This window comes from Saccharothrix sp. AJ9571, assembly GCF_021725495.1.
In the GTDB taxonomy this organism is placed as follows: Bacteria; Actinomycetota; Actinomycetes; order Mycobacteriales; family Pseudonocardiaceae; genus Amycolatopsis; species Amycolatopsis magusensis.
The window spans coordinates 7219226-7243427 of record NZ_CP091382.1; the positions used below are offsets into that span (position 1 = coordinate 7219226).

The following is a 24202-nucleotide window of genomic DNA, read 5'->3' on the forward strand; positions in this document are numbered from 1 at the left end:
GAGCTAGGCAAGGAGCCAGGCTGCCATGCCCCAAGACGACAAGCTGCGCGACTACCTCAAGCGCGTGGTCGCCGACGCCCGACGCACCCAGAAGCGGTTGCGGGACATCGAGTCGGAGCCGATCGCGATCGTCGGCATGGGGTGCCGCTATCCCGGCGGCGTCGCCTCGCCAGAGGACCTCTGGCGGCTGGTCGCGGACGGCATGGACGCGGTCGGCGAGTTCCCGGACAACCGCGGCTGGGACCTGGCGGCGATGCGGGACCCCGAGCGCGACGGAACGTCCTATGTGGAGGAGAGCGCCTTCCTGCACGACATGGCGGACTTCGACGCGGGCTTCTTCGGGATCAGCCCGCGCGAGGCCGTGGCGATGGACCCGCAACAGCGGTTGTTGTTGGAAACCTCGTGGGAGACCTTCGAACACGCGGGCATCGACCCGATCTCCTTGCGGGGTAGCGACGTCGGTGTGTACGCGGGCCTGTTCTACCACGAGTACGCCGAGTTCCTCGGCAAGGTGCCGGAGGCGGGCCAGGGCTACATGGGCACCGGTACCGCCGGGGCCGTCGCGTCCGGCCGCGTGTCGTATTCGCTGGGCTTCGAAGGCCCGGCGCTGACGGTGGACACGGCGTGTTCCTCGTCGCTGGTGGCGATGCACCTCGCTGTGCAGGCGTTGCGCCGTGGTGAATGCTCGATGGCGCTGGCTGGTGGGGTCACGGTCATGGTACTGCCGGGCGCGTTCGTCGATTTCAGCCGTCAGCGCGGGCTGGCGCGCGACGGCCGTTGCAAGGTTTTTGCCGGTGCCGCGGATGGCACCAGCTTCAGCGAGGGCGTCGGCCTGGTGTTGCTGGAGCGTCTTTCGGATGCTCGCCGCCTGGGGCATCAGGTGCTGGGTGTGGTGCGTGGCAGTGCGGTGAACCAGGATGGCGCGTCGAATGGACTCACCGCGCCGAATGGTCCTTCTCAGCAGCGGGTGATCCGTGCCGCGCTGGCGAACGCGGGCCTTGCCGCAGCCGATGTGGACGTGGTGGAGGCGCACGGCACCGGGACGACACTGGGCGACCCCATCGAAGCGCAGGCCCTGCTGGCGACCTACGGGCAGGGCAGGCCGGAGGACCGGCCGCTGTGGCTGGGGTCGGTGAAGTCGAACATCGGGCACACGCAGACCGCCGCCGGGGTCGCCGGCGTGATCAAGATGGTCCAGGCGATGCGGCACGGGATGCTGCCGAAGACGTTGCACGTGGACGAGCCCACGCCCAAGGTCGACTGGGACGCGGGTGCGGTGGAGTTGCTCACCGAACCGCAGGAGTGGCCGGAGGTGGAGCGTCCGCGCCGGGCGGGGGTGTCGTCCTTCGGGCTGAGCGGGACCAACGCGCACGTGATCCTGGAGCAGGCACCGGAGCCCGAGCCCGCCGGTGAGGGCGATGCCGCGTTCGGTGTGGTGCCGCTGCTGGTGTCGGGCCGTGGGGTGAGCGGCCTGCGCGGTCAGGCCGCGTCCATCCGGTCCTTTGTGGACGACGACACGGAGCCGCTGGCGGATACGGGCTTCTCCTTGGTGACCACCCGGTCGATGCTGGCCGATCGTGGTGTGGTGCTGGCGGCGGACCGGGACGAAGCGATAGCCGGGCTGGACGCGGTGGCCGCGGGAGCGCCGGGTGTCGGCGTGGTGTCCGGACTCGCGGACGTCGAAGGCAAACGGGTCTTCGTTTTCCCCGGTCAGGGTGCCCAGTGGCTGGGCATGGGACTGGACTTGCTGGACGTCTCGCCGGTGTTCGCGGCCCGGCTGGCCGAGTGCGAGCGGGCGCTTGCGCCGTTGCTGGGCTGGTCCGTGCTGGACGTGCTGCGGGGCGAGGAAGGCGCGCCGAGCCTGGACCGGCTCGATGTGGTGCAGCCGGTGTCGTTCGCGGTGATGGTGTCGCTCGCCGCGTTGTGGCGATCGCTGGGTGTGGAGCCGGACGCGGTCGTGGGCCATTCGCAGGGTGAGATCGCGGCGGCCTGCGTGGCCGGCGCGTTGTCGCTGGAGGACGCCGCTCGTGTGGTGGTGATGCGCAGCCAGGTGATGGACCGGCGGCTGACCGGCCGGGGCGGGATCATGTCGCTCGCGGTTTCCGCCGAGGAAGCCACGCGGCGTGCGCAGGCGTGGGCGGGACGGATCGACATCGCGGCGGTGAACGGGCCGTCGTCGGTGGTGGTGGCCGGTGATCCGGAGGCACTGGCGGAACTGCACGCGGCCTGTGAGGCCGACGGCGTTCGCGCGCGGTTGATCCCGGCGGGCGTGGCCTCGCACACCGCGCGTGTGGAAGAGATCCGTGACGAACTGCTGGAGGCGCTCGCGGGGATCGAAGCGGTGGCCGGACAGGTGCCGATGTGGTCCACCGTGACCCAGGAATGGCTGGCCGGCCCGGAACTCGGCGCCGAGTACTGGTACCGGAACACCCGTCACCAGGTCGGCTTCGGCCCCGCCGTCGAAGGGCTGTTGGAGCAGGGGCATCGGGTTTTTGTCGAGGTCAGCTCCCATCCGGTGCTGACCACCAGCGTGCAGGACACGATCGAGGCGCGCGAGCAGGTACCCACGGTCGTGGTGGGCACGCTACGCCGAGACGACGGCGGTATGCCGCGGGTGCTGGCCAACCTCGCCGAGCTGCACGTCCGTGGTGTCTCCGTGGACTGGGCGCCGTGCTTCACCGGCGGCAGGCGGGTCGAGCTGCCGACATATGCCTTCCAGCGTGAGCGTTTCTGGCTCGACATCCCCGTGCAGACGGGGGACGTGACGGCGGCGGGCTTGTGGTCGCCGGAGCACCCGCTGCTGGGTGCGGCGACGAGCCTGGCCGCCGGTGACGGGGTGCTGTTCACCAGCCTGCTGTCGTTGCGATCGCATCCGTGGCTGGCCGACCACGCGATGTCGGGCGTGGTGCTGGTCCCTGGCACGGCGTTGGTGGAGCTGGCGATCCGCGCCGGTGACGCGGTGGGCTGCCCGGTGGTCGAGGAACTGGTCATCGAGGCCCCGCTGGTGCTCCCGGCGCAAGGAGCCGTGGCGATCCAGGTCGTGGCCGGTGATCCGGACGAGACCGGCAGGCGGCCGGTGAGTGTCTACGGGCGGGACGACACCGAGGACGGCGTGTGGATCCGGCACGCCGCCGGGACGCTCACCGCTACCGAGCCGGTGGCGGACTTCGATCTGGCGGTGTGGCCCCCGGCGGAGGCCGAACCGGTGGACCTCACCGGCTTCTACGAATCGCTGGCCGAGGCGGGGTACGAGTACGGGCCGATGTTCCAGGGGCTGCAGAAGGTGTGGACCCTGGGCGGGGAGGTCTACGCCGAGGTCGCTGCGACCGGAACCGCCGACACGACCGGGTTCGGGCTCCACCCGGCACTGCTGGACGCCGCCCTGCACAGCATGAACTTCACCGCGCTCGCCGAGACGGCCGGGCAGCGGAAGCTGCTGCCGTTCGCCTGGAGTGGGGTCGCCTTGTACGCCTCGGGCGCGTCCGACTTACGAGTCCGTGCGACGCACCTCGGCGGCGACAGCCTCTCCCTCGCCGTAGCCGACCAGACCGGTGCTCCGGTCGCCGCCATCGGCTCGCTGACCCTGCGGTCCGCGACGACCAGCGGCGTCACCGCCAGCTCCCTGTTCGAAGTCAACTGGACGACCGCGCAGCTCGCACTCCCGGAAGACCAGGGGAACTGGGACATCGTGGAGGTGGCGACGGAGCCCGGCGACCCGGCCGGGGTTCGCGCCACCACCGGCCGCGTGCTCGCGACCGTGCAGAACTGGCTCGCCGAAGAAAAGCCGGAAGACGCGCGGCTGGTCATCCTGACGCGGAACGCGGTCGCGGTGCACCGTCCGGACGAGGTGCGTGACCTGGCCGCGGCCGCCGCCTGGGGGCTGATCCGGTCCGCGCAGTCCGAACACCCGGACCGGATCGTGGTGATCGATCTCGACGACCACGACGAGTCGCGCGCGGTGGTGCCCGCCGTCGTCGCGTCCGGCGAACCGCAGGCGGCGATTCGTTCGGGAATGATCTCGGTACCGCGGCTGGCACGGACCGTCGCGGCCGACAACCCGCCGGTGGAATTGGCTCCCGAGGGCACGGTGCTGATCACCGGTGGCACCGGGACGCTGGGCGCCGTGCTGGCCCGGCACCTGGTGACCGAACACGGCGTGCGGAACCTGCTGCTGGTGAGCAGGCGCGGACCGGCGGCGGATGGCGCGGCCGACCTCACGGCCGAGCTGGCCGCGCTCGGTGCGCAGACGCGTATCGCGGCGTGTGACGCGGCCGATCGGGACGCGCTGGCGGAACTGCTGGCGACCATTCCGGCGGAGCAGCCGCTGACCGCGGTGGTGCACGCCGCGGCGACCTTGGACGACGGTGTGGTGTCCGCGCTGACCCCGGACCGCCTGGACACCGTGCTCCGCCCGAAGGTCGACGCGGCCGTGAACCTCCATGCGCTGACCGAGAAACTGGACCTCGCCGCCTTTGTGCTCTTCTCCTCGGGGGCCGGCGTGCTGGGCAATCCCGGTCAGGCGAACTACGCCGCCGCGAACGCGTTCCTCGACGCGCTCGCACAGCAGCGGCGGGCGCGGAACCTGCCCGCGGTGTCGCTGGCCTGGGGCCTGTGGGAACAGGTCACCGGGCTGACCCAGGGCCTCGAACAGACCGATCACGGCAGGCTGGCAGGCGGTGGCCTGAAGGCGCTGACCTCCGAAGAAGGCATGGCGCTCTTCGACGCGGGCCTGCGCGGCGACGAGGCCGTGCTGGTGCCCATGCACCTCGACTTCGCGGCGATCCGAGCCCAGCGGGGGCCGGTTCCGGCGTTGCTCCGGACCTCGGCAGGGCGCCAGGGCAGGCGAGCCGTGCAGGAGGCCGCCGCCGAGGCCGACTCGCTGGTCCAGCGGCTGGCCGGGATGCCGGAGAAGGAGCAGAACCGGGTTCTGCTGGACCTGGTCCGTGCGGAGGCCGCGGTGGTGCTCCGGCACCCGACCGCCGACCTGATCGAGCCGGACCGGGCGTTCAACGAGGTCGGCTACGACTCGCTGACCTCGGTCGAACTGCGCAACCGGCTGACCGCGGCGAGCGGCATCCGCCTGCCGGCCACGCTGCTGTTCGACCACCCGACACCCTCGGCCGTTGCCGCGTACCTGAAGGAAGAGCTGTCGGGCAAGCGCGTGGCCGTGGCTCCGGTGGCGTTCGCGGCTCCGGTGGACGACCCGATCGCGATCGTGTCGATGTCGTGCCGGTTGCCGGGTGGCGTCGCCTCGCCGGAGGACCTGTGGGAACTGGTGTCGTCCGAGGTCGACGCGATCACGGGCTTCCCTGCCGATCGCGGCTGGGATCTCGACCGGTTGTACGACCCGGACCAGGACCACCGCGGCACGAGCTATGTCCGCGAGGGCGGATTCCTCGATGGCGCCACGGAGTTCGACGCGGGGTTCTTCGGGATCAGTCCGCGTGAGGCACTGGCGATGGATCCGCAGCAGCGGTTGTTGCTGGAGTCGTCGTGGGAGGCGCTGGAGCGGGCGGGCATCGATCCGGCTTCGTTGCGGGGCAGCGATGTCGGCGTGTTCGCGGGCGTGATGTACCAGGGCTACCTGCCGGACGCGGGTTCGGCGCCGGAGGAGATCGAGGGCTACATCGGCACCGGCAACTCGGCCAGCGTGGTGTCCGGCCGGGTGTCGTATTCGCTGGGCTTCGAGGGTCCGGCGCTGACGATCGACACGGCGTGTTCGTCGTCGTTGGTGGCGATCCATCTTGCCGCGCAGGCTTTGCGCCGAGGTGAGTGTTCGATGGCGCTGGCCGGTGGGGTCACGGTGATGGCTACGCCGAGTTTGTTCGTCGATTTCAGCCGTCAGCGCGGGCTCGCGGCGGATGCCCGGTGCAAGGCTTTCGCCGGTTCGGCGGATGGCACCAGCTTCGGCGAAGGCGTTGGCCTGGTCCTGCTCGAGCGTCTTTCGGATGCTCGCCGGTCGGGGCATCGGGTGCTGGGTGTGGTGCGGGGCAGTGCGGTGAACCAGGATGGTGCTTCGAACGGGCTCACCGCGCCGAACGGTCCCTCGCAGCAGCGGGTGATCCGGGCCGCGCTGGCGAATGCGGGCCTTACGGCGTCCGATGTGGACGCGGTGGAAGCACACGGCACGGGCACCAGCCTGGGCGATCCGATCGAGGCACAAGCTGTGCTGGCCACCTATGGGCAGGATCGGGATCGGCCGTTGTGGTTGGGTTCGGTGAAGTCGAATATCGGCCACACCCAGGGTGCTGCTGGTGTCACCGGTGTGATCAAGATGGTCGAGGCGATGCGTCGTGGTGTGCTGCCCCGGACGTTGCACGTGGACGAGCCGACGCCTCAGGTCGACTGGTCCGAGGGTGCCGTGGAGGTGCTCACCGAAGCGCAGGAGTGGCCGGAACTCGAACGTCCCCGTCGAGTCGGCGTGTCTTCGTTCGGCATCAGCGGCACCAACGCGCACGTGATCCTGGAGCAGGTGCCCGAGTCGCGGGTCGATGAGACTGCTTCCGAGGTCGATGTGGTGCCGCTGATGGTGTCAGCGCGCGGTGCAACGGCCCTGCGGGCGCAGGCCGCCCGGCTGCGGTCCGTTGTGGACGATGGTCCGTTGGCGGACATCGGCTTCTCGCTGGCGACGACGCGTTCGATGCTGACTGATCGCGGTGTGGTGCTGGCGGGGGACCGGGACGAGGCGGTCGCCGGATTGCGTGCGCTGGCTGAGGGAACACCGGCGCCCGGTGTGGTGTCGGGGGCTCCTGTCTCCGGTGGCGTGGCGATGGTGTTCTCCGGTCAGGGGAGCCAGCGGGCAAGCATGGGGCGGGAGCTGTACGAGTCCTTCCCGGTGTTCGCGGACGCGGTGGACGAGGTGTGCGCCGAACTGGGCCGCTGGATGGACGGTGGCGCGGTGCGCCGGGTGATGTTCGACGGCGGTGGCGTACTGGACGAGACGGGATGGGCGCAGCCTGCGCTTTTTGTTTTCGAGATTGCGCTGTTCCGGCTCCTGGAGTCCTGGGGTGTTCGGCCGGATGTGGTGGGCGGGCACTCGATCGGTGAGGTGACGGCCGCCTGTGTGGCGGGAGTCCTGGAGGTGGCGGACGCGGCTCAGCTGGTGGCGGCGCGAGCCGAGTTGATGCAGGCGTTGCCGCCGGGTGGCGTGATGGTGGCGGTGGCCGCCGGTGAAGAGCGCGTGCGCGAACTGCTGGACGACCGGATGTCGGTGGCCGCGGTGAACGGCCCGGAGTCCGTGGTGATCTCCGGTGCGCAGGACGCAGTGCTCGCGGTCGCCGAGGTGTTGCGGGGTGAAGGGCGCCGGGTGCGCCAGTTGCGAGTCTCACACGCGTTCCACTCGCCGCTGATGGAGCCGATGCTCGAGGAGTTCCGCCAGGTGGTGGCGAAGATCGAGTTCTCGCCGCCGCTGATCCCGATGCTGTCGAACGTGTCCGGTGGGGTAGCCGACCCCGAAGTCGTGACCACGCCCGAGTACTGGGTGGAGCACGTGCGTTCCGCGGTGCGGTTCGCCGACGGCGTTGCTGCGTTGCCGGGGTTGTCGGTGTCGACAGTGCTGGAAGTCGGGCCGGGCGGAACCCTGACCGGTCTGGGCCCGGACTGCCTGCCCGCGGACACCCGGATCGGGTTCGTGGCGGGCGCTCGCGGTGGCGTGTCGGAGCCTCGTGCGGTGCTGACCGCGTTGGCCGAGCTACACGTTCGCGGGGTCGAGATCGACTGGCCCGCCTACTTCGCCGGTGGCAGGCGGGTGGATCTGCCGACGTATGCCTTCCAGCGTGAGCGTTTCTGGATCGAAGTCCCGGCCAAGACCGGGGACGTGACAGCGTCCGGGCTGGGCTCGGCCGGGCATCCGCTGCTCGGCGCGGTGTTGCAGGTGGCGGACGGCGACGGTGTGGTGCTGAGCGGCCGGGTGTCGCTGCGCTCGCATCCCTGGCTGGCCGATCACGCCGTGTCGGGTGTGGTTCTGGTGCCGGGAACGGCGTTCGTCGAGCTGGCCGTGCGTGCCGGTGACGAGACCGACTGCCCGGTCGTCGAGGAACTGCTGGTCGAGGCACCATTGGTGCTCGGTGACCAGGACGAGATCGCGATCCAGGTGGTGGTGGGCGACGCGGACCCGGCCGGGCGCCGTTCCGTGCGTGTCTACGGCCGCGACTCCGCTGGGGAAGGCGCGTGGACCCGGCACGCGACGGGAACGGTGACCGGACAGGAACCCGAGGCCGGATTCGATTTCACCACCTGGCCCCCGAGCGACGCGGAACCGGTGGATGTCACCGGCTTCTATGAGCTCCTGGCTGGTGGCGGCTATGCCTACGGCCCCGTCTTCCGGGGTTTGCAGCGGGCGTGGACGCGTGGCGACGAGGTGTACGCCGAGGTCGCCTTGCCTGCCGAGGTCACCGACGCGAGCGGATACGGATTGCACCCCGCGCTGCTGGACGCCGCACTGCACACCAACGCGTTCAACCCGCACGTCAATTCGGGAGGCAGCTCTCAACCGGCGAAACTGCCGTTCGCCTGGAACGGCGTCACCCTGCACGCCTCCGGAGCGACCAGCGTGCGGGTGCGGATGACGCCGACCGGACCCAGCAGCCTCGCGCTGCACCTGGCCGACCCGACCGGTGCGCCCGTCGCCACCGTCGAATCCCTCGCCCTCCGCCCGCTGAACCCCGGCCAGCTGCGGCCAGGCCGCGGAGCCGTGCGGGATCTGATGTTCCGGGTCGACTGGGTGCCGGTGTCCCCGCCGGAAGCCGCCATCGACACCGCACAGTGGACTGTTCTCGACTGCACGGAAGACGCCGCGGACGCCACGGAAGCCGCCACCGTCACCTCCGACCTGCTCGAACAGGTGCAGAGCTGGCTCGACGAACCGCAGGCCGACGCGGCGCGGCTCGTGGTACTGACCAGCGGCGCGGTCGCGGAGAACGGCCCGGTCGCCCCGGCCGCCGCCGCGCTGTGGGGGCTGGTTCGTTCCGCGCAGTCGGAGAACCCCGACCGGATCGTGCTGGTGGACGTCGACAACGCCGACTCCGCGCGGACGGCGATCGCCGCCGTGGTGGCCTCCGGTGAACCCCAGGCCGCTGTCCGGGCAGGGGCGGTGACCGTGCCGAGGCTCGTCCGCTCCACTGTGGACGGCTCGGAGCGTGCGTTGAGCCCGGGCGGAACGGTGCTCATCACCGGTGGCACCGGGGGTCTCGGCGGGCTGGTGGCTTGCCATCTGGTGGCGGAACACGGGATCCGGCACCTGCTGTTGACCAGCCGGCGGGGGCCCGAGGCCGACGGAGCGGCCGAGTTGGCCGCCGGTCTGACCGATCAGGGCGCGCAGGTGACGATCGCGGCCTGCGATGTGTCCGAGCGCGAGGCGGTCGAGTCGCTGCTCGCACTGGTGCCCGCCGAACACCCCCTCACCGCGGTGGTGCACGCGGCCGGTGTGCTCGACGACGGCATCGTTCCCGCGCTGACGGCCAAGCGGGTCGAAACCGTCTTCGCGCCCAAGGCCGACGCGGCTTGGCACCTCCACGAGCTGACCAAGGGCATCGACCTGGACGCGTTTGTGCTCTTCTCCTCCGCCGCGGGTGTCGTCGGAAGTCCTGGCCAGGCCAACTACGCGGCGGCGAACGCGTTCCTCGACGGGCTGGCGTTCCGGCGGCGCGCTGAGGGACTGCCTGCCGTGTCACTGGCGTGGGGCGCGTGGAAGCAGGCCAACGGCATGGCCGACCGCGTCCAGGAGACCGACCTCAGCCGCATGGCACGCAAGGGTTTCCGCGCGCTGTCCGCGGCGGAGGGGCTGGCCCTGTTCGATGCCGGGCTGGAATCACCGCATCCCGCGCTGGTGCCTATGCACCTGACCACGTCGCCGGGCGACGCGGTGCCACCACTGCTGCGCGCGCTGATCAGGCGAACCCGGCGGGGCGTGGAAAGCGCGACCGTGGACACCGAGTCGTTCACCGTGCGGTTGGCGGGACGCGCACCGATCGAACAGCGGAAGATCGTCCTGGGCCTGGTGCTGGAGGCCTCGGCAGCGGTGCTCGGCCACGCGGACGCGGGCTCGATCGACCCCGGTCAGGACCTCTGGCAGGTGGGTTTCGACTCGCTGACCGCCGTCGAACTGCGCAACCAGCTGGGCGCGGCCACCGGGGTGCGGCTGACCGCCGCCGCGGTGTTCGACTACCCGACCCCGGCGGCGCTCGCCGACCACCTGCTCGCCGGGATCGAAGACGCCCGCGTGGCGTGGGAAAGGAACGGATGAGATGTTCGATACGGACGCCTACCTCGACCGCCTCGGTTACTCGGGTGCGTGTGCGGTCACCGCGGAGACGCTGCGAAGGCTGCACAAACTGCACCTCAACGCCATTCCGTACGACAACACGAAGTTCGCGCCGGCCGGTGCCGAGCCGGTGCGCAACATCGCGGACATCGACTTCGACGCGACCTTCGACAAGATCGTGCTCAACGGTGCCGGAGGTATCTGCTTCGAGCTGAATCCGCTGTTCAACCGGCTGCTGACCGAACTCGGCTTCGACACCATGACGATCTCGGCCGGAGTGCGGCAGGAGGACGGCTCGTTCTCACCCGACCTGTCGCACCTGTTCACCGGCGTCCTGCTGGGAGACGACCTCTGGCTGGCGGACGTCGGCTTCTCCGGGCCCTCGTATCTGGAGCCGTTGCGCCTGAACTCCGAGGTGCAGCACCAGTTCGGTTGCCGCTACAAGGTGGTCGAGCAGGCGGGCTGGCAGACCCTGCACCGCCGCAGCCGGACCGGGCAGTGGCGGGCGGTCTACCGCTTCAAAACGGTCGGCCGCCGCGTCGAGGACTGGCATGGCTTCGCCGAGAAGATGCGGGACTACACCGAAGGCACGGTGCTCGCGACCGCGACCATCCGCGCGCGGTCCTCCGCCAACGGGCACATGCTGCTCGTCGGCAAGCGCTACCTGACCGTCGAAGACGGCCACGAGCAGGTGACCGCGCTGGTCGATCCCACCGAACTGGACCGGGCGCTGAGCCGCATCCTCTCGGGAAGCCGCTAGCCCCACTGGTACTTGAGGAACTTCCCGTCCATGGTGACCACGACGCGTTCGCCGCCCGGGTCTTCGCGGCGGTCCACGTCGAGCTTGAAGTTGATGGCGCTCATGATGCCGTCACCGAACTTCTCGTGGATGAGTTCCTTGATGGTGGGTCCGTAGACCTGGAGGACTTCGTAGAAGCGGTAGATGGTGGGGTCGGTCGGCACGGCGTCTTCGAGCGCGCCACGGGTGGGCTGGGCCTGCAACGCGGTGATCGCGTCGGCGTCCAGTTCGAGGATCGCGGCGAGTGTTTCGGCTTGGTCCTGGGGGATCGGGTGCTGGCCGAGCAGGGCGGCGGTGGTCCAGGCGAGCGGGGCGTCGATGGCTTCTGCGAGCGCTGCCCAGCTCAGGCCGAGCCGGGTCTTGGCCTCGAGCACAACCTGACCGGTTTCCTTCTTCGAGATCATGTCCCGACGGTATGCACCGCACGAGCGCGGGTAAAGCCGCGCGACCTGCCTCACTCAGTGAGCACCTCCGTGGACAGCACGTTCTCCCGGCCGCGTCCGCCGTCACGGTAGCGGCGTGCTGGATCTCCTTCCCACGAGATCTCCTCAGCGAACGGCCGAGGATGGAGCTGCTGGCGGGCTCGTGCACGAACATCGCACCCAACTCAACGTCCGGAAAGAGGCGGGACCGATCGGCTGACCGCCTGCTCGAGCCGCCATCGAGCACGCCGCCGCAGCTTCCCCGGTCGGTTCCTTCCGGCAGAGGTCGCGGAACTCCAGTTCGGCGGAGCGCCCTCCGGTGCGTCGGCGTGCACGGCGGGCGGGTTGTCGTTGAGCAAGTTGTGCACGGTGCCGATGGAGACCTTGGTGGGGCGTGCGATGGTCGACAGTTACTCAGGTCGGGGTCGAGCAGGACGGCTCCGGTGAGATCGAGGTTCACGGCGGGCCAGAAGGTATCGGCCGGGTGCTCCGGGCCGGAGGTGGGTGGCGAGGAAGGTCCGCGCGGTGAGTCGGACCTCCCGTTCCTGGATCGACTCGCGGTACTCCTCGCGTGTGGCTTTCTCCGCATCGGCCGCCGGGCACGTCGAAGGGACCGCGCAGGTAGGCGCAGAAGACGTTGACCACGATCTGGCGCAGAGTCGGGTGGCCTTGGGCCGAGTCGTTCGAGGTGGCGAAGAGACCGCCATGGCGGACGGGAGCCTTATCGGATCCGAGCTGCTCCACCGACTTCGCGTAGAGGTCGGTGATTCGCCGGGCCTCGGCATCGCGTTTCATGATCCACTCGCTTCGGCCGCCCTCCCGCAGGGACTCGCGATCATGACCGGCAGACCGCCCCCGCCCGCTGCGCCTAGTCCGAACGCCATCGACGATCGGTTATGCCACCCGAAGCGACTGGTCAGGCCGTTGCCTGCATGAAATGGAGCGGGCAAGACCACCATACGCCGTCCCGAAACTTGACTAAAACGTTCAGAATCCTGACCCCCACGCTCTAGTCGAGGTCTGTCGACGCCCACCGCCTGTCGAGGACGAGAACGTGTCAGCTAGTGGCTTCCGACCGCTTGCCGTCCGGCGGTGAGACGGTCGACGCCTCCGGAGGTAGTTCCCGTAGTGCGCGTAGCGGCGAGACGAAGACCGGCAGCCAGGACAGGGCGAGCCCGAAGGCGGCTACCCACAGCGCAGCGCGCGGCGTCGCGAGTTCCCCGATCAGTCCGCCCAGCAAGGCGCCGATCGGGAGCGTGCCCCATACGAGGAACCGAATCGTCGCGTTCATCCGCCCGAGCAGTCGCTCCGGCGTAACTCGCTGCCGCAGGCTGACCTGGGTGATGTTGTACCAGGCGATGGCGATCCCGGACAGCCCGAGCGACAGGCCACCCAGCCACAGCTGCCAACCCGACTCCACCAGCGGCACCAGGAATGCGAATGGTGCCGCGGCAACCATGGGGATCCAGATCGCCCGTCCGGGGTCCAGCCGGTCGGCGAACCGTCCAGCCGTCACCGCGCCAAGCAGACCGCCAATCCCCAGGAAGGACATCACCAGCCCGATCATGCCCGCTGGCAGACGAAGCTGCCCGGCCAGCACCACGATCAGCATCGGGTTCCGCATGTTGGCGAAGAGGTTGAACGTCGCCGTCGCGACCGCGATCGGCCGCAGAAGCGGATGCCCGAACACGTATCGGATACCCTCGGCTACCTCGCGGCCAAGGTGCCGACCGGGCGCGCGCTCGGGCCTCGGCTCCCGCTTCCGCACGGCCAGCACACACCCCGCCGAGAACAGGTAGCTGAGCGCGTCCACCACGATTGCCACCGGGGCGGTCAGGAGCTGGATCAGGTAACCAGCCAGTGCGGGGCCGCCGGCCCGTGCCGTCGAATCCACGGCCGTGACCCTGGAGTTGCCCTCCACCAACCGGTCACGGCCAACCAGGTGCGGCAGGTAGCTCTGGTGAGCCACGTCGAAGAACACGGTCAATGCCCCAGTCAGTAGCGCAACCACATAAAGCTGGACCATGCCCAGCACGCCGAGCCACCATGCCACCGGGATCGATGCGAGCAGCACGAACCGGCCCAGGTCACTCACGATCAGCACCTGCCGCCGCCGGGCCCGATCCACCCAGGCCCCGACCGGCAGCCCGATCAGAAGAAATGCCGCCGTCTGAGCCGAGGTCAGCAACCCCACCTGCAGTGGCGTCGCCTGTAGCGCCACGGCTGCGATCAGCGGCAGCGCCAACATCGTGACCTGGGTCCCGAGTTTGCTGGCTGTGTCCGCGCCGAACAGAAGCCGGAAGTCTCGGTCGGCGAACAGGCTCTTCCTCGCGCTCATGGTGTAAAGCTTTGGTCCACTCCGGGAACACTGTCAACCACGCACATCCTGTTGTTTTCTTCAGGTTGTGCATACACCAGGTGGAACAGTGCCAATACGCCGAACGCGCTAAGCATACTTACCTCCTTAGTGTTCCGTGCGGCCGTTGCAAACTGCCGGCTATCCGCCTGGATTGCTTGCATCGGCGAGTGGGGCAATCCATCTGAGTCCAGTGACCTTTTTGCCTGGAGCTCTAACCGTGAGAATTATCGTCCCAGGTCAGAGTTCACTTGCTTGTTCTCGGCTACGGCGGCCACATTTCTCATCCGGGCAACGTCGGTCCGTTTGCGAACTTGCACCCTAGCATCTCGTGCAACCCCTTCTTGATATTTCCATGAGTCGTGAGCTCATACACGCAGGCAGGCTCTCTCGCTGTCCGGTGAACACCCGACAGCGACACCGACATCTCCATGGGATCCTCGATTCGCTAACGGACAGCACCTGGGGTGATGCAAATAGCAGTGGCTGTGACCTCTCGTCGTAGAGGGACCGTGTCGCGGTGCTGGGCACGGTGTCCCACCACTTCCCGCTGAAACGGAGGAATCCATGGACGACGACACCCAGGTCTTTGTGGTTGTGCTCAACGATGAGGAGCAGTACTCGATCTGGCCTGCGGAACGCGCTCTGCCGCTCGGCTGGCGTGGCGACGGCGTCAGCGGTTCCAAGGAGGAATGCCTGGCCCACATTGGCGAAGTGTGGACAGACATGCGTCCGCTTAGTCTGCGTCGGGCCTTGGCGCAGGCTGGATTGCCGGACCCACTCTCACAGTGAAGGAAAACTTGCGAGATGGTGCTCGATGACTTCCTCGCCCGTGTGGCCGAGGCGCCGGACGCGGTCGCGGTGCAGGACGGCGACCTGCGGCTGACCTACCGGAGCCTTGCTGCACACGCGTCCGGTCTCGCGACCAAGCTCACCGAGCGAGGGGTGGGCCAGGAGAGCGTCGTGGCCGTCTACGCCAACCGGTCAGCGGAGTTGGTGGTCGGCGAACTGGCCGCCCTGCTGGCGGGCGCGGCCTACCTGCCGCTGGACCCGGCCCAGCCGGCCGCGCGGATCCGTCAACTGCTGGAACTCTCCGGCGCCGATACGGTCCTCAGCACCGGACCGCTGGTGTCTGGTGGGGCGCCGCTCGGGGATGACGTCCTGGTGGTGGACCTGACCGAGGAACCACCTGACGCGACCATCATGGAACCTCCCCGGCTGGATGGCGCGGCGCTGGCCTATGTGATCTACACGTCGGGTTCCACCGGCCGGCCGAGGGGCGTCGCGGTGACCCACGCGAGTCTGGCCAACCTGATGCGCTGGCACCACAGGACCTACCGGACGCGGCGGGAGGACCGGTCGACTCTGGTGTGCAGTCCCGGCTTCGACGTGTCCGTCCAGGACATCTGGTTCACCCTGACCGCCGGGGCCACCCTGGTGGTGCCACCTGCCGAGGTGCGCAGCTCACCATCCGAGCTCGCCGTCTGGCTGGCCGACGAGCAGATCACCGTGACCTTCCTGCCCACACCGTTGGCCGAGGCCATCCTCGACGAGGACTGGCCGGCGCACACGGTGCTCCGGTTCCTGCACACCGGTGGCTCGGCGATGCAGCGCGATGTGCCGGAAGGGCTGCCGTTCTCCGTGATCAACCTCTACGGGCCGACCGAAGCCACGGTGAAGGTGACTGCCGGCGAGGTGGTGCCGGGTGGACCACTGCCGCCGCCGATCGGGGTGCCCGTCGACGGCGTGCGCTGCTATGTGCTCGACGGGATCGACCCGGTGCCCGATGGCGAAGCCGGCGAGATGTGTCTGGCCGGTGAGTGCGTGGCGCGCGGATACCTGAACGACCCGGTGAACACGGCGGCGTCGTTCGTTCCGGACATCAACGTCCCCGGGCAGCGGATGTACCGGACCGGCGACAAGGTCCGCCGCCGGCCCGACGGGGTCTTCGAGTACATCGGCCGGTACGACGACCAGGTCAAAATCCGTGGGTTCCGGATCGAACCCGGCGAGGTGGCCACGGTCCTCAAGCAGCACCCGGCGGTACTGGACGCCTTCGTGGCGGCCGAACGTTCTAATCGTCCGGACGCGCGCCTGGTCGCCTATGTCGTCTCCGGCGTCGCGCCGGCCGAGCTGACCGAGTTCGTCGCGGCTCGGCTGCCCCACTACATGGTGCCGGCCGCGATCGTCGAGCTGCCCCAGCTGCCGCTGACGCCCAACGGCAAGGTCGACCGCGCCGCGCTGCCTGCTCCCGACCGGGTGGCGGCCGGCCTTGCCGACGTCGTCGTGCCGCCGAGCACCCCGACCGAGACGGCATTGGCCGGGATCGTGGCCGGGTTGCTCGGCACCGCGGAGGTCGGCGCGCATGACGACTTCTTCGCGCTGGGCGGGAACTCGTTGCTCGTCGCGCGGCTGGCGGCCCAGATCGCGGCGGAGCTGAACACCGTGGTGAGCGTGCCCGAGCTGTTCAACGCGCGTACCGTGGCCACCCTCGCGGCGATCATCGACCAGCGTGCCGCCGCGACCGAGGGCAACGGGCACGATCCCGTCGCCGCGGCAGTCGCGCCGGTCCCGCCGCCACTGCGCCGGTACGACCGGGACCGACCGATCCCGCTGTCCCTGCCGCAGGAACGGGTCTGGTTCTTCGAGCAGCTGTCGCCGGGCAACCTGGCCTACAATTTCCAGGCCACGGTGTCGTTGCACGGCTGGGTGGACGTCGACGCCCTACGCGCGTCGCTGGACGAGATCGTGCGCAGGCACGAGATCCTGCGGACCGCCTTCGTCGCGGTCGACGGGGTGGGGCAACAGCGACCGATGGCGGAAGCCAAGGCGCCGCTGAAGGTGCTCGACGTCCCGGCCGAGGACGCCGACGGGGTAGTCGCCGCGGAAGTGCGCCAGCCGTTCGACCTGACCAAGCCACCGCTGGCCCGCTGGGTGCTGCTGCGGCACGAGAACGAGCAAAACACTTTTTTGCACGTGGAGCACCACTTTGTCCACGATGGATGGTCGCTCTCGGTGTTCCTGTCCGAGTTGCGCACCCTCTACCCGGCCTTCGCCGCCGGGCTGCCCTCACCGTTGCCCGAACTGGCCGTCCAATACGCCGACTACGCGTGCTGGCAGCGGGACTGGATGCGTGGCGAGGTGCTGCGTGCGCACGTCGACCACTGGACCGCCCGGCTGTCCGGCGCGCCGGACACGTTGGAGCTGCCCACCGACCGGCCGCGGCCGCCGGTGACGACCTTCCGCGGCAGGGCGCCGCGCATCCTGGTCCCGGCCGAGCTGGCCCGGGAACTGCGGGCCTTCAGCCGAGAGCACCACGTGTCGTTGTTCTCCACGATGTACGCGGGCTTCGCGGCGCTGCTGTTCCGGTACACCGGGCAGCGGGACATGCTCGTCGGGACCGGCGCGGCGAACCGGAACATCCCCGAGCTCGGGCCGTTGCTCGGCATGCTCGTCAACACACTGGTACTGCGCACCAAGGTGTCGGCCGACCAGCCGTTCAGTGACCTGCTCGAGCAGGTGCGGCAGACGGTCGCTGAGACGCTGGCCTGGTCGGACACCCCGGTGGACGCGGTGATCGACGCGATCGATCCGTCCCGCGACCCATCGCGAAACCCGCTGTTCCAGGTCATGTTCAGCTTCCACGACTCCGCCGTGCCGGACATCGACTTCGGCGGGCTCTCCGGCAGGGTCACCGAACGCTCGAACCGCTCGGCCAAGTCCGACCTCAACGTGATCGTGATACCGCGCGCCGAGCAGCGCCTCGGCCGGGAGGCCAGTCCCGAGGACGACGATCTTGCCATTGTCTGGGAGCACTCGTCGGACCTGTTCGACGAGTCGACCATGTCGCGGATGGTCACGCACTACCTGACCCTGCTCGCCGACGCGGTTGCCAGGCCAGGGACCCGGGTGGGGGCACTGCGCCTGCTTCCGGACGAGGAGGCGGACCAACTCGAGTGCTGGAGCCGCGGACCCGAGGTGGCCGGCGCCGGTCCGGTGACCGAGCTGATCGCCGAGCAAGCCCGTACGCGACCGGACGCGGTTGCCGTGCGTTGGCAGGACGGGCAGCTCAGCTATCGGCAGCTATGGCAACGCGCCGACCGACTGGCCAGCAGGCTTCGCGAGACCGGCATTACCGCTGAGGAACCAGTAGCAGTGTGCGCCGACCGCTCCGCTGAGCTGGTGGTCGGCGAACTCGCCGTGCTCATCGCCGGCGGATGCTTCCTACCCGTGGATCCGAGCTATCCAACCGAGCGAACCACCTTCATGCTCCACGACGCCGGAGTACGGAAAGTTCTTGCCACACCCCAGATGCGGGCACAGTTGCCGGCGTCCAGCACTGGTCTCACCGTATTCGAGATGGACGGTGCCACCGCGGCTCGGCCGCTGTCTGCCGTCGGACCCCGAGAGCAGGTCGGCCCGAAGCGCCTCGCCTACGTCATCTACACGTCGGGCTCCACCGGCCGGCCCAAGGGTGTCGCGGTGGAGCACCGCGGGCTCGCAAACCTGATCGGCTGGCATGTGGCCGAACACGCGCTGGCCCCGGCGGACAAGACCACACTGTTCGCGAGCCCGGGGTTCGACGCCTCGATGCTGGAGATCTGGCCCACCTTGGCGGCGGGTGCCACCCTGTGTATTCCCCCGCGGGAGATCCGGGCGGCGCCGGCCGAGTTGGTGCGCTGGCTTGACGACGAGCGGATCACCGTGGCATTCCTACCCACCCCGGTCGCCGCGGCCGTGCTGACCGAACCGTGGCCAGCTGGCATCGCATTGCGTGCGCTGCTGACCGGTGGCGATGCGTTGCCGGGACCACCTCCGGACGGGTTACCGTTCCAGCTGTTCGACCACTACGGACCGGCTGAGAACACGGTGGTGACAACCGTAGGCCGTATCCCACCGGACCTGGCTGGACGGCGACCGCCGATCGGCCCGCCCATCAGCGGTGTCAACGCCTACGTGCTGGACCCTGAGCGGCAGCCGGTCCCCATCGGAATCTGGGGTGAGCTCTACCTGAGTGGCGTCGCGGTGGGCCGCGGCTACGTGAATCGTCCGGGACTTACGGCTGAGTGTTTCGTCCCCGATTCGTTCTCAGGTCACCCCGGCGGGCGTATGTACCGCACCGGTGACCTGGTCCGATGGCGGCCCGACGGCCAACTGGAGTTCCTCGGCCGTACCGACGAGCAGGTGCAGATCCGCGGGTTCCGGATCGAACCTGGAGAGGTGGCCGCATCGCTCCGGGAACATCCACAGGTGCGGGAGGCCGTAGTTACCGCCCGCCCGCCCACACCGCGAGCAGAGCCTTCGCTCGTGGCTTATGTCTGCCGTGAGAACGGCCATGAAACAAGCGCTGGCGCCGCCTTCGACGAGGAGTTGCTGGCGTTCCTGCGCGACCGGCTACCCGGCTATATGGTGCCGGCCGACGTCGTGGTGCTACCTGTTCTGCCACTGACCCAACACGGCAAGGTGGACCGTAGCGCGCTGGCCGGCCTGGCGCCGCGAACTCCGGTCGTACAACCGGCCGAGCAGCGCCCGCGGTCGGCGACGGAACAGCGCGTCGCGCAGATGGCTTCGGCGTTGCTCCACGGCCGGTCAGTGGGACGCGACGACGACTTTTTCCGCATCGGAGGCCACTCCCTGCTGGCGGCCCAACTGGTGGCCCAGGTGAACGACGCCTTCGGCGTACAGGTACCGACCGCGCTGTTCCTCCAGCGACCCACCGTGGCGAGCCTGGCGACCGCGGTGACCGCTGCGGCGGCAGGACGAGAGGTGGGACCCGGTCCGGTCGGGCCGAGCGGTCGCCGGACGGCCACACGACTGCTGGCCGGGCTCGACCGGCTCAGTGACGAGGAAGTCGAGTCGCTGTTGCGTGACATAGAGGGAACCGAGGTGGAGGAGTGAGCGCGGGGCAGATCACGCCTGGCACCGGATCGGTGCCCGACGAGCGGCGGGCGCTGCTTGCCGACTTGCTGCGGCGCCGGTCCGAGCAGGAGTCCGAGTACCCGCTGTCGTATGCGCAGCGGCGGCTGTGGTTTCTTGACCAGCTGCAGCCGGGGAGCGCGGTGTACAACGTCCCGCTCGGCTACGACATCACCGGCCCGCTGGACGTCACGGCGCTCGAACGGGCGATGACCGAAGTGGTTCGGCGCCACGAGATTCTGCGAACCGCCTTCCGCTCCTCGGGCGGCACGCCCTATCAGGTGGTCTTGCCGCCGGCCCCGGTGACGGTTGCCGTGGTCGACCTGACCGCACCCGGCCGCTCGGTGGACGAGGTGACGCGACTCGCCGATGACGAGGCCGGTGCCGCGTTCGACCTGGCAGCCGGACCGATGATCCGGGCCCTCCTGCTGCGTTTGAGCGATCACGTGCACCGGCTGCTGATCACCGTGCACCACCTCGCCTGTGACGCCTGGTCGGTGCGGGTGCTGGGGACCGAGCTCGAAGCCAGGTACCGTGCCGCCCTGACCGGTCAGGTTGGGCTGGAGCCCGATCTGACCATGCAGTACGCCGACTACGCCGAATGGCAGCTGAGCACGCTGGCCGGGTCCGAGCTCGACCGGCTGCTGGCGTACTGGAGGGCCAGGCTCGCCGGTATGCCCACGCGCCACCTGCCCACCGACCACCCTCGCCCGCCCGTGCAGAGCTATCGTGGCGCCGCGCTCGGGTTCGAGCTGCCGACTGCTTCGGTCCGGCGACTTGACGAGCTGGCCAGGGCGGAAGGCGTCACGCTCTTCAGCGTCCTGCTCGCTGCCTTCGCGGTGCTGTTACGTGCCCACATCGGCGAAGACGAAGTAGTGGTCGGTACCCCGGTCTCCGGTCGGGAACGACCAGAGCTGGCCGGGCTCATCGGGTTCTTCACCAACACCTTGGTGCTCCGCTGTGACCTCGCGTCCCGCCCCACCTTCCGCCAGCTCACCCGGCGGCTGTGGACCGAGGTCAAAGACGCGCTCGCGCACCAGGACCTGCCGTTCGAGAAGCTCGTCGAAGAGTTGCACCCCAACCGTGACCTCGCCCAGAACCCGTTGTTCCAGGTGCTGTTCAGCTACCGGCACGAAGAGGAGGAGGCGGGGCTTCGCCTGGATGACTGCCAGGTACGCCAGGTGCTGGGCGACACCGGCACGGCGCGGTTCGACCTCACACTGAGCCTGGCGCGCACACCCTCCGGCGTGTCCGGTCGGCTGGAGTACAGCACGGACCTCTTCGAGGCAGCCACCGCCGAACGGATCGCGGCTCGTTACGTCAGTGTGGTGAACGCCGCCGCGCAGGCACCGGACCGGTCCGTCGTCGAGCTGGACGTGCTGCCGGCGGCCGAGCTCACCACCTTGGGTGCTTGGCAAACCGGTGACAGGGCCGAGACCGCTGACGTTCTCGTGCACCGGCTGGTGGAGCAACGGGCCGCCGCGGCACCTGAGGATGTCGCCGTGGTCGCCGCTGACGCCACGTTCACCTATCGCGAGCTCGACCGGCTCGCCGACGGGATGGCCCGGCGCCTGCGTGAGCTGGGCGTGACACTCGACGAACCGGTAGGCGTCCACCTCGGCCGCTCGGCACAACTGGTGGTGGCCCTGCTCGGGATACTCAAGGCAGGGGCGGCGTATCTGCCGCTCGATCCGGACTACCCGCACGATCGGCTGTCGTTCATGGTCAGCGACGCCGGGGTGCGGGTGATCGTGGCGGACTCCCGGTCCGCCGCAACGGCTCGACGGCTCGGTGCCGCCGAGGTGGTGGTGCCAAACTCACTCGCGGAGGATGTCGACCCGGCCGCTGCCGACACGGCCGAGGCACCGGATGTCTCGCCCGTGGCGCCTACCGCCGACAACCTGGCGTACGTGATCTACACCTCCGGGTCCACCGGGCGACCGAAGGGTGTCATGGTCTCCCACCGGAGCGTGGTCAACCTCTTCGCGGGCATGGACGGCGTCCTCGGTGCTGACGAGCCCGGCAGCTGGCTTGCGGTAACGAGTGTCTCCTTCGACATCTCCGTGGTCGAGTTGCTGTGGACGTTGGCACGTGGCTACCGGGTCGTGGTGCGCGGTGACCCGCCCCGTCCGGCGTCGGCGACTGTCGCGCGGGCAGCCGAGGTCGACGCGGCACGCACCCGCCCGATCGACTTCGGCCTGTTCTACTTCGGTAGCGACTCGGAGGGCAGCCCGGGCGACCGATACCGGCTGCTGCTCGACGGTGCGAGGTTCGCCGACCGCCACGGCTTCACGGCGGTGTGGACTCCCGAGCGCCACTTCCACCAGTTCGGCGGGCTGTACCCGAATCCCTCCGTGACCGCAGCAGCCGTCGCCGGGCTCACCGAACGGATCCAGGTGCGCGCGGGCAGCGTGGTGTTGCCGTTGCACGACCCGCTGCGGGTGGCCGAGGAATGGTCCGTTGTGGACAATCTCTCGGGCGGTCGGGTCGGCATCTCCCTCGCATCCGGTTGGCACGCCAACGACTTCGCCCTCGCGCCGGACCGGTACGAGAAGCGCAAGCAGCTGATGATGGACGGTCTCGCGGAGGTACGGCGGCTGTGGCAGGGCGAGAAGGTGTCGCGGCGCAACGGCGTGGGCGCCGAGGTCGACGTCGGCGTCTTTCCCCGGCCGGTCCAGCCGGTGCTCCCGGTGTGGCTGACCAGTGCTCGACATCCGTCGACCTTCCAGATGGCCGGCGAGGCCGGCACCGGAGTTCTCACCCACCTCCTCGGCCACAGCCTGGACGAGTTGGCCGACAAGATCGCGCTGTACCGCAAGGCGTGGCGGGAACACGGGCACGGACCCGGAGAGGGCCATGTGGCGGTCATGGTCCACACGTTCGTCGGCCAGGACATCGACGAGGTGCGGGAACTGGTCCGGGAGCCGTTGAGCAAGTATCTGGAGACCTCCTTCGACCTGATCACGACGCTCGGCGAGACCACCGGAAGCGCCGCTGACCTGGCCGCGCTGCCGTCATCGGAGCTGCGGGAGCTGGTCGATCGTGCGTTCGACAGGTTCTTCGGCACCGCCGGCCTGTTCGGCACACCGGAGGTCTGCGCCGACATGGTGGACCGGATGAAAGAGGTCGGCGTCGACGAGGTCGCCTGCCTGATCGACTTCGGGGTCGACGAGGACGCGGTGCTCGCCGCGTTGACGCACCTGGCGGCCGTTCGGGACATCACCGAGGAACGCAGGAAGGCCGCGCTTGCCGTGGCTGAGCAGGCCGAGGAGCCGATCGCCGAGCAACTACGCAGGCACGAGGTGACGCATCTACAGTGCACGCCGTCAATGGCCCGCCTCCTGCTCGCGGACCCGGATGCGCGTGCGGAGCTGCACCGGCTCCGCCGGTTGCTTGTCGGCGGCGAGGCCCTGCCCGCAGACCTGGCTCGCGAGCTCACCAGTGTCGTCGGAGGCACGGTACACAACATGTACGGGCCGACCGAGGCGGCGGTCTGGGCGACGTCGTCCCAGGTTCCGCCGGCGGGAGGCCCGGTGTCCATCGGGCGGCCGCTGGCGAACGTGCGGGCCTACGTGGTCGATCGGCAGGCACGGCCGTGCCCGGCGGGCGTACCTGGTGAGCTGTGGCTCGGCGGACCCGGTGTGGCCCGGGGGTACCTGGACCGCTCCGAACTGACCAGCCGGCGCTTCCGGCCCGATCCGTTCGCCGCCGAGCCGGGCGCCCGGATCTATCGGACCGGTGACCTGGCGCGCTGGACGCCAAGCGGCGTACTGGAGTTTCTCGGGCGGTTCGATGACCAGGTGAAGTTGCACGGGCACCGGATCGAGCTCGGCGAGATCGAGTCCGCGCTCGCCGAACACCCGAATGTGGCGTCGGCGGTCGCCGTCGTCCGAGGTGAAGGCGCTGATCAGCGGATCGTTGGCTACTGTGTGCCGGCCGCCGGTCAGCCACCGGCCGGCCACGAGCTACGCGCCTTCCTCACCCTGCGGCTGCCGGGCTACATGGTGCCGAGCACCTTCCAGGTCATCGACGCCGTGCCGTTGACCCCGAACGGGAAGGTCGACCGCGGTGCGTTGCCCGACTCACCGGGTGCGCGACCGGAGGTTTCACCGGCATATGCGCCGCCGACGAGCGCGACCGAGCAGGTGGTCGCCGAGGTATGGCGGGAGATGCTCGGGGTGGATCGAGTGGGTGTGAACGACAGCTTCTTCGAGCTTGGCGGGAACTCGCTGCTCGTGGTGAAGACCAGGGCACGGTTGCTCGAACACGGCGGTCACGGGCTGTCGCTTGTGGACATGTTCCGGTACCCGACCGTCCGAGCACTCGCCGGTGCCATCGATCGCATCCCCGGCGAACAGTCCGATGTGGGTGCCGCCAGGGGAGTCGCGCGCCGCCGTGCGGCGCGAGGCACCGCCAGGCGAGCGGGTACAGCCCAGTGATACAGGGTG

General features: G+C 69.4%; 6 protein-coding genes and 1 pseudogene. 5 read left to right on the forward strand and 2 right to left on the reverse strand.

Annotation, left to right across the window (positions count from 1 at the left end; all coding sequences use genetic code 11):
• Positions 1-25: 25 nt before the first annotated feature.
• Together L3Q67_RS32585 and L3Q67_RS32590 are read left to right on the forward strand one after the other, a co-directional pair.
• Positions 26-10243: pseudogene (locus L3Q67_RS32585) on the forward strand (SDR family NAD(P)-dependent oxidoreductase); the annotation flags it as partial.
• 1 nt (position 10244) lies between these two features.
• Positions 10245-11021 carry an arylamine N-acetyltransferase family protein gene (locus L3Q67_RS32590; RefSeq protein ID WP_499185259.1) on the forward strand — a complete coding sequence of 259 codons (777 nt, stop codon included), beginning with the start codon at positions 10245-10247 and terminating at the stop codon, positions 11019-11021.
• Here L3Q67_RS32590 and cynS read toward each other — a convergent pair.
• Both cynS and L3Q67_RS32600 read right to left on the reverse strand, forming a co-directional pair.
• Complete coding sequence (gene cynS, locus L3Q67_RS32595; RefSeq protein WP_499185260.1) at positions 11018-11464, reverse strand: cyanase; 447 nt, start codon at positions 11462-11464, stop codon at positions 11018-11020. The two genes, L3Q67_RS32590 and cynS, sit on opposite strands and share 4 nt — an antisense overlap.
• 1075 nt (positions 11465-12539) lie before the next feature.
• Entirely contained in the window at positions 12540-13820 is a 1281-nt protein-coding gene (locus L3Q67_RS32600; RefSeq protein ID WP_499185261.1) for an MFS transporter, read from the reverse strand.
• 585 nt (positions 13821-14405) lie between these two features.
• On the opposite strand from L3Q67_RS32600, the gene L3Q67_RS32605 reads away from it, so the two are divergent.
• Genes L3Q67_RS32605 through L3Q67_RS32615 form a run of 3 tightly spaced genes read left to right on the forward strand, consistent with a single transcriptional unit; the run spans position 14406 to position 24193 of the window.
• The gene (locus tag L3Q67_RS32605) at positions 14406-14630 is read left to right on the forward strand and encodes an MbtH family protein (protein ID WP_499185262.1); all 225 of its coding nucleotides are present in this window, start codon (positions 14406-14408) and stop codon (positions 14628-14630) included.
• Between the two features lie 15 nt (positions 14631-14645).
• Entirely contained in the window at positions 14646-19736 is a 5091-nt protein-coding gene (locus L3Q67_RS32610) for a non-ribosomal peptide synthetase (protein WP_499185263.1), read from the forward strand.
• Entirely contained in the window at positions 19733-24193 is a 4461-nt protein-coding gene (locus tag L3Q67_RS32615) for a MupA/Atu3671 family FMN-dependent luciferase-like monooxygenase (protein ID WP_499185264.1), read from the forward strand. Before L3Q67_RS32610 ends, L3Q67_RS32615 begins: the two co-directional genes overlap by 4 nt.
• Positions 24194-24202 lie beyond the last annotated feature (9 nt).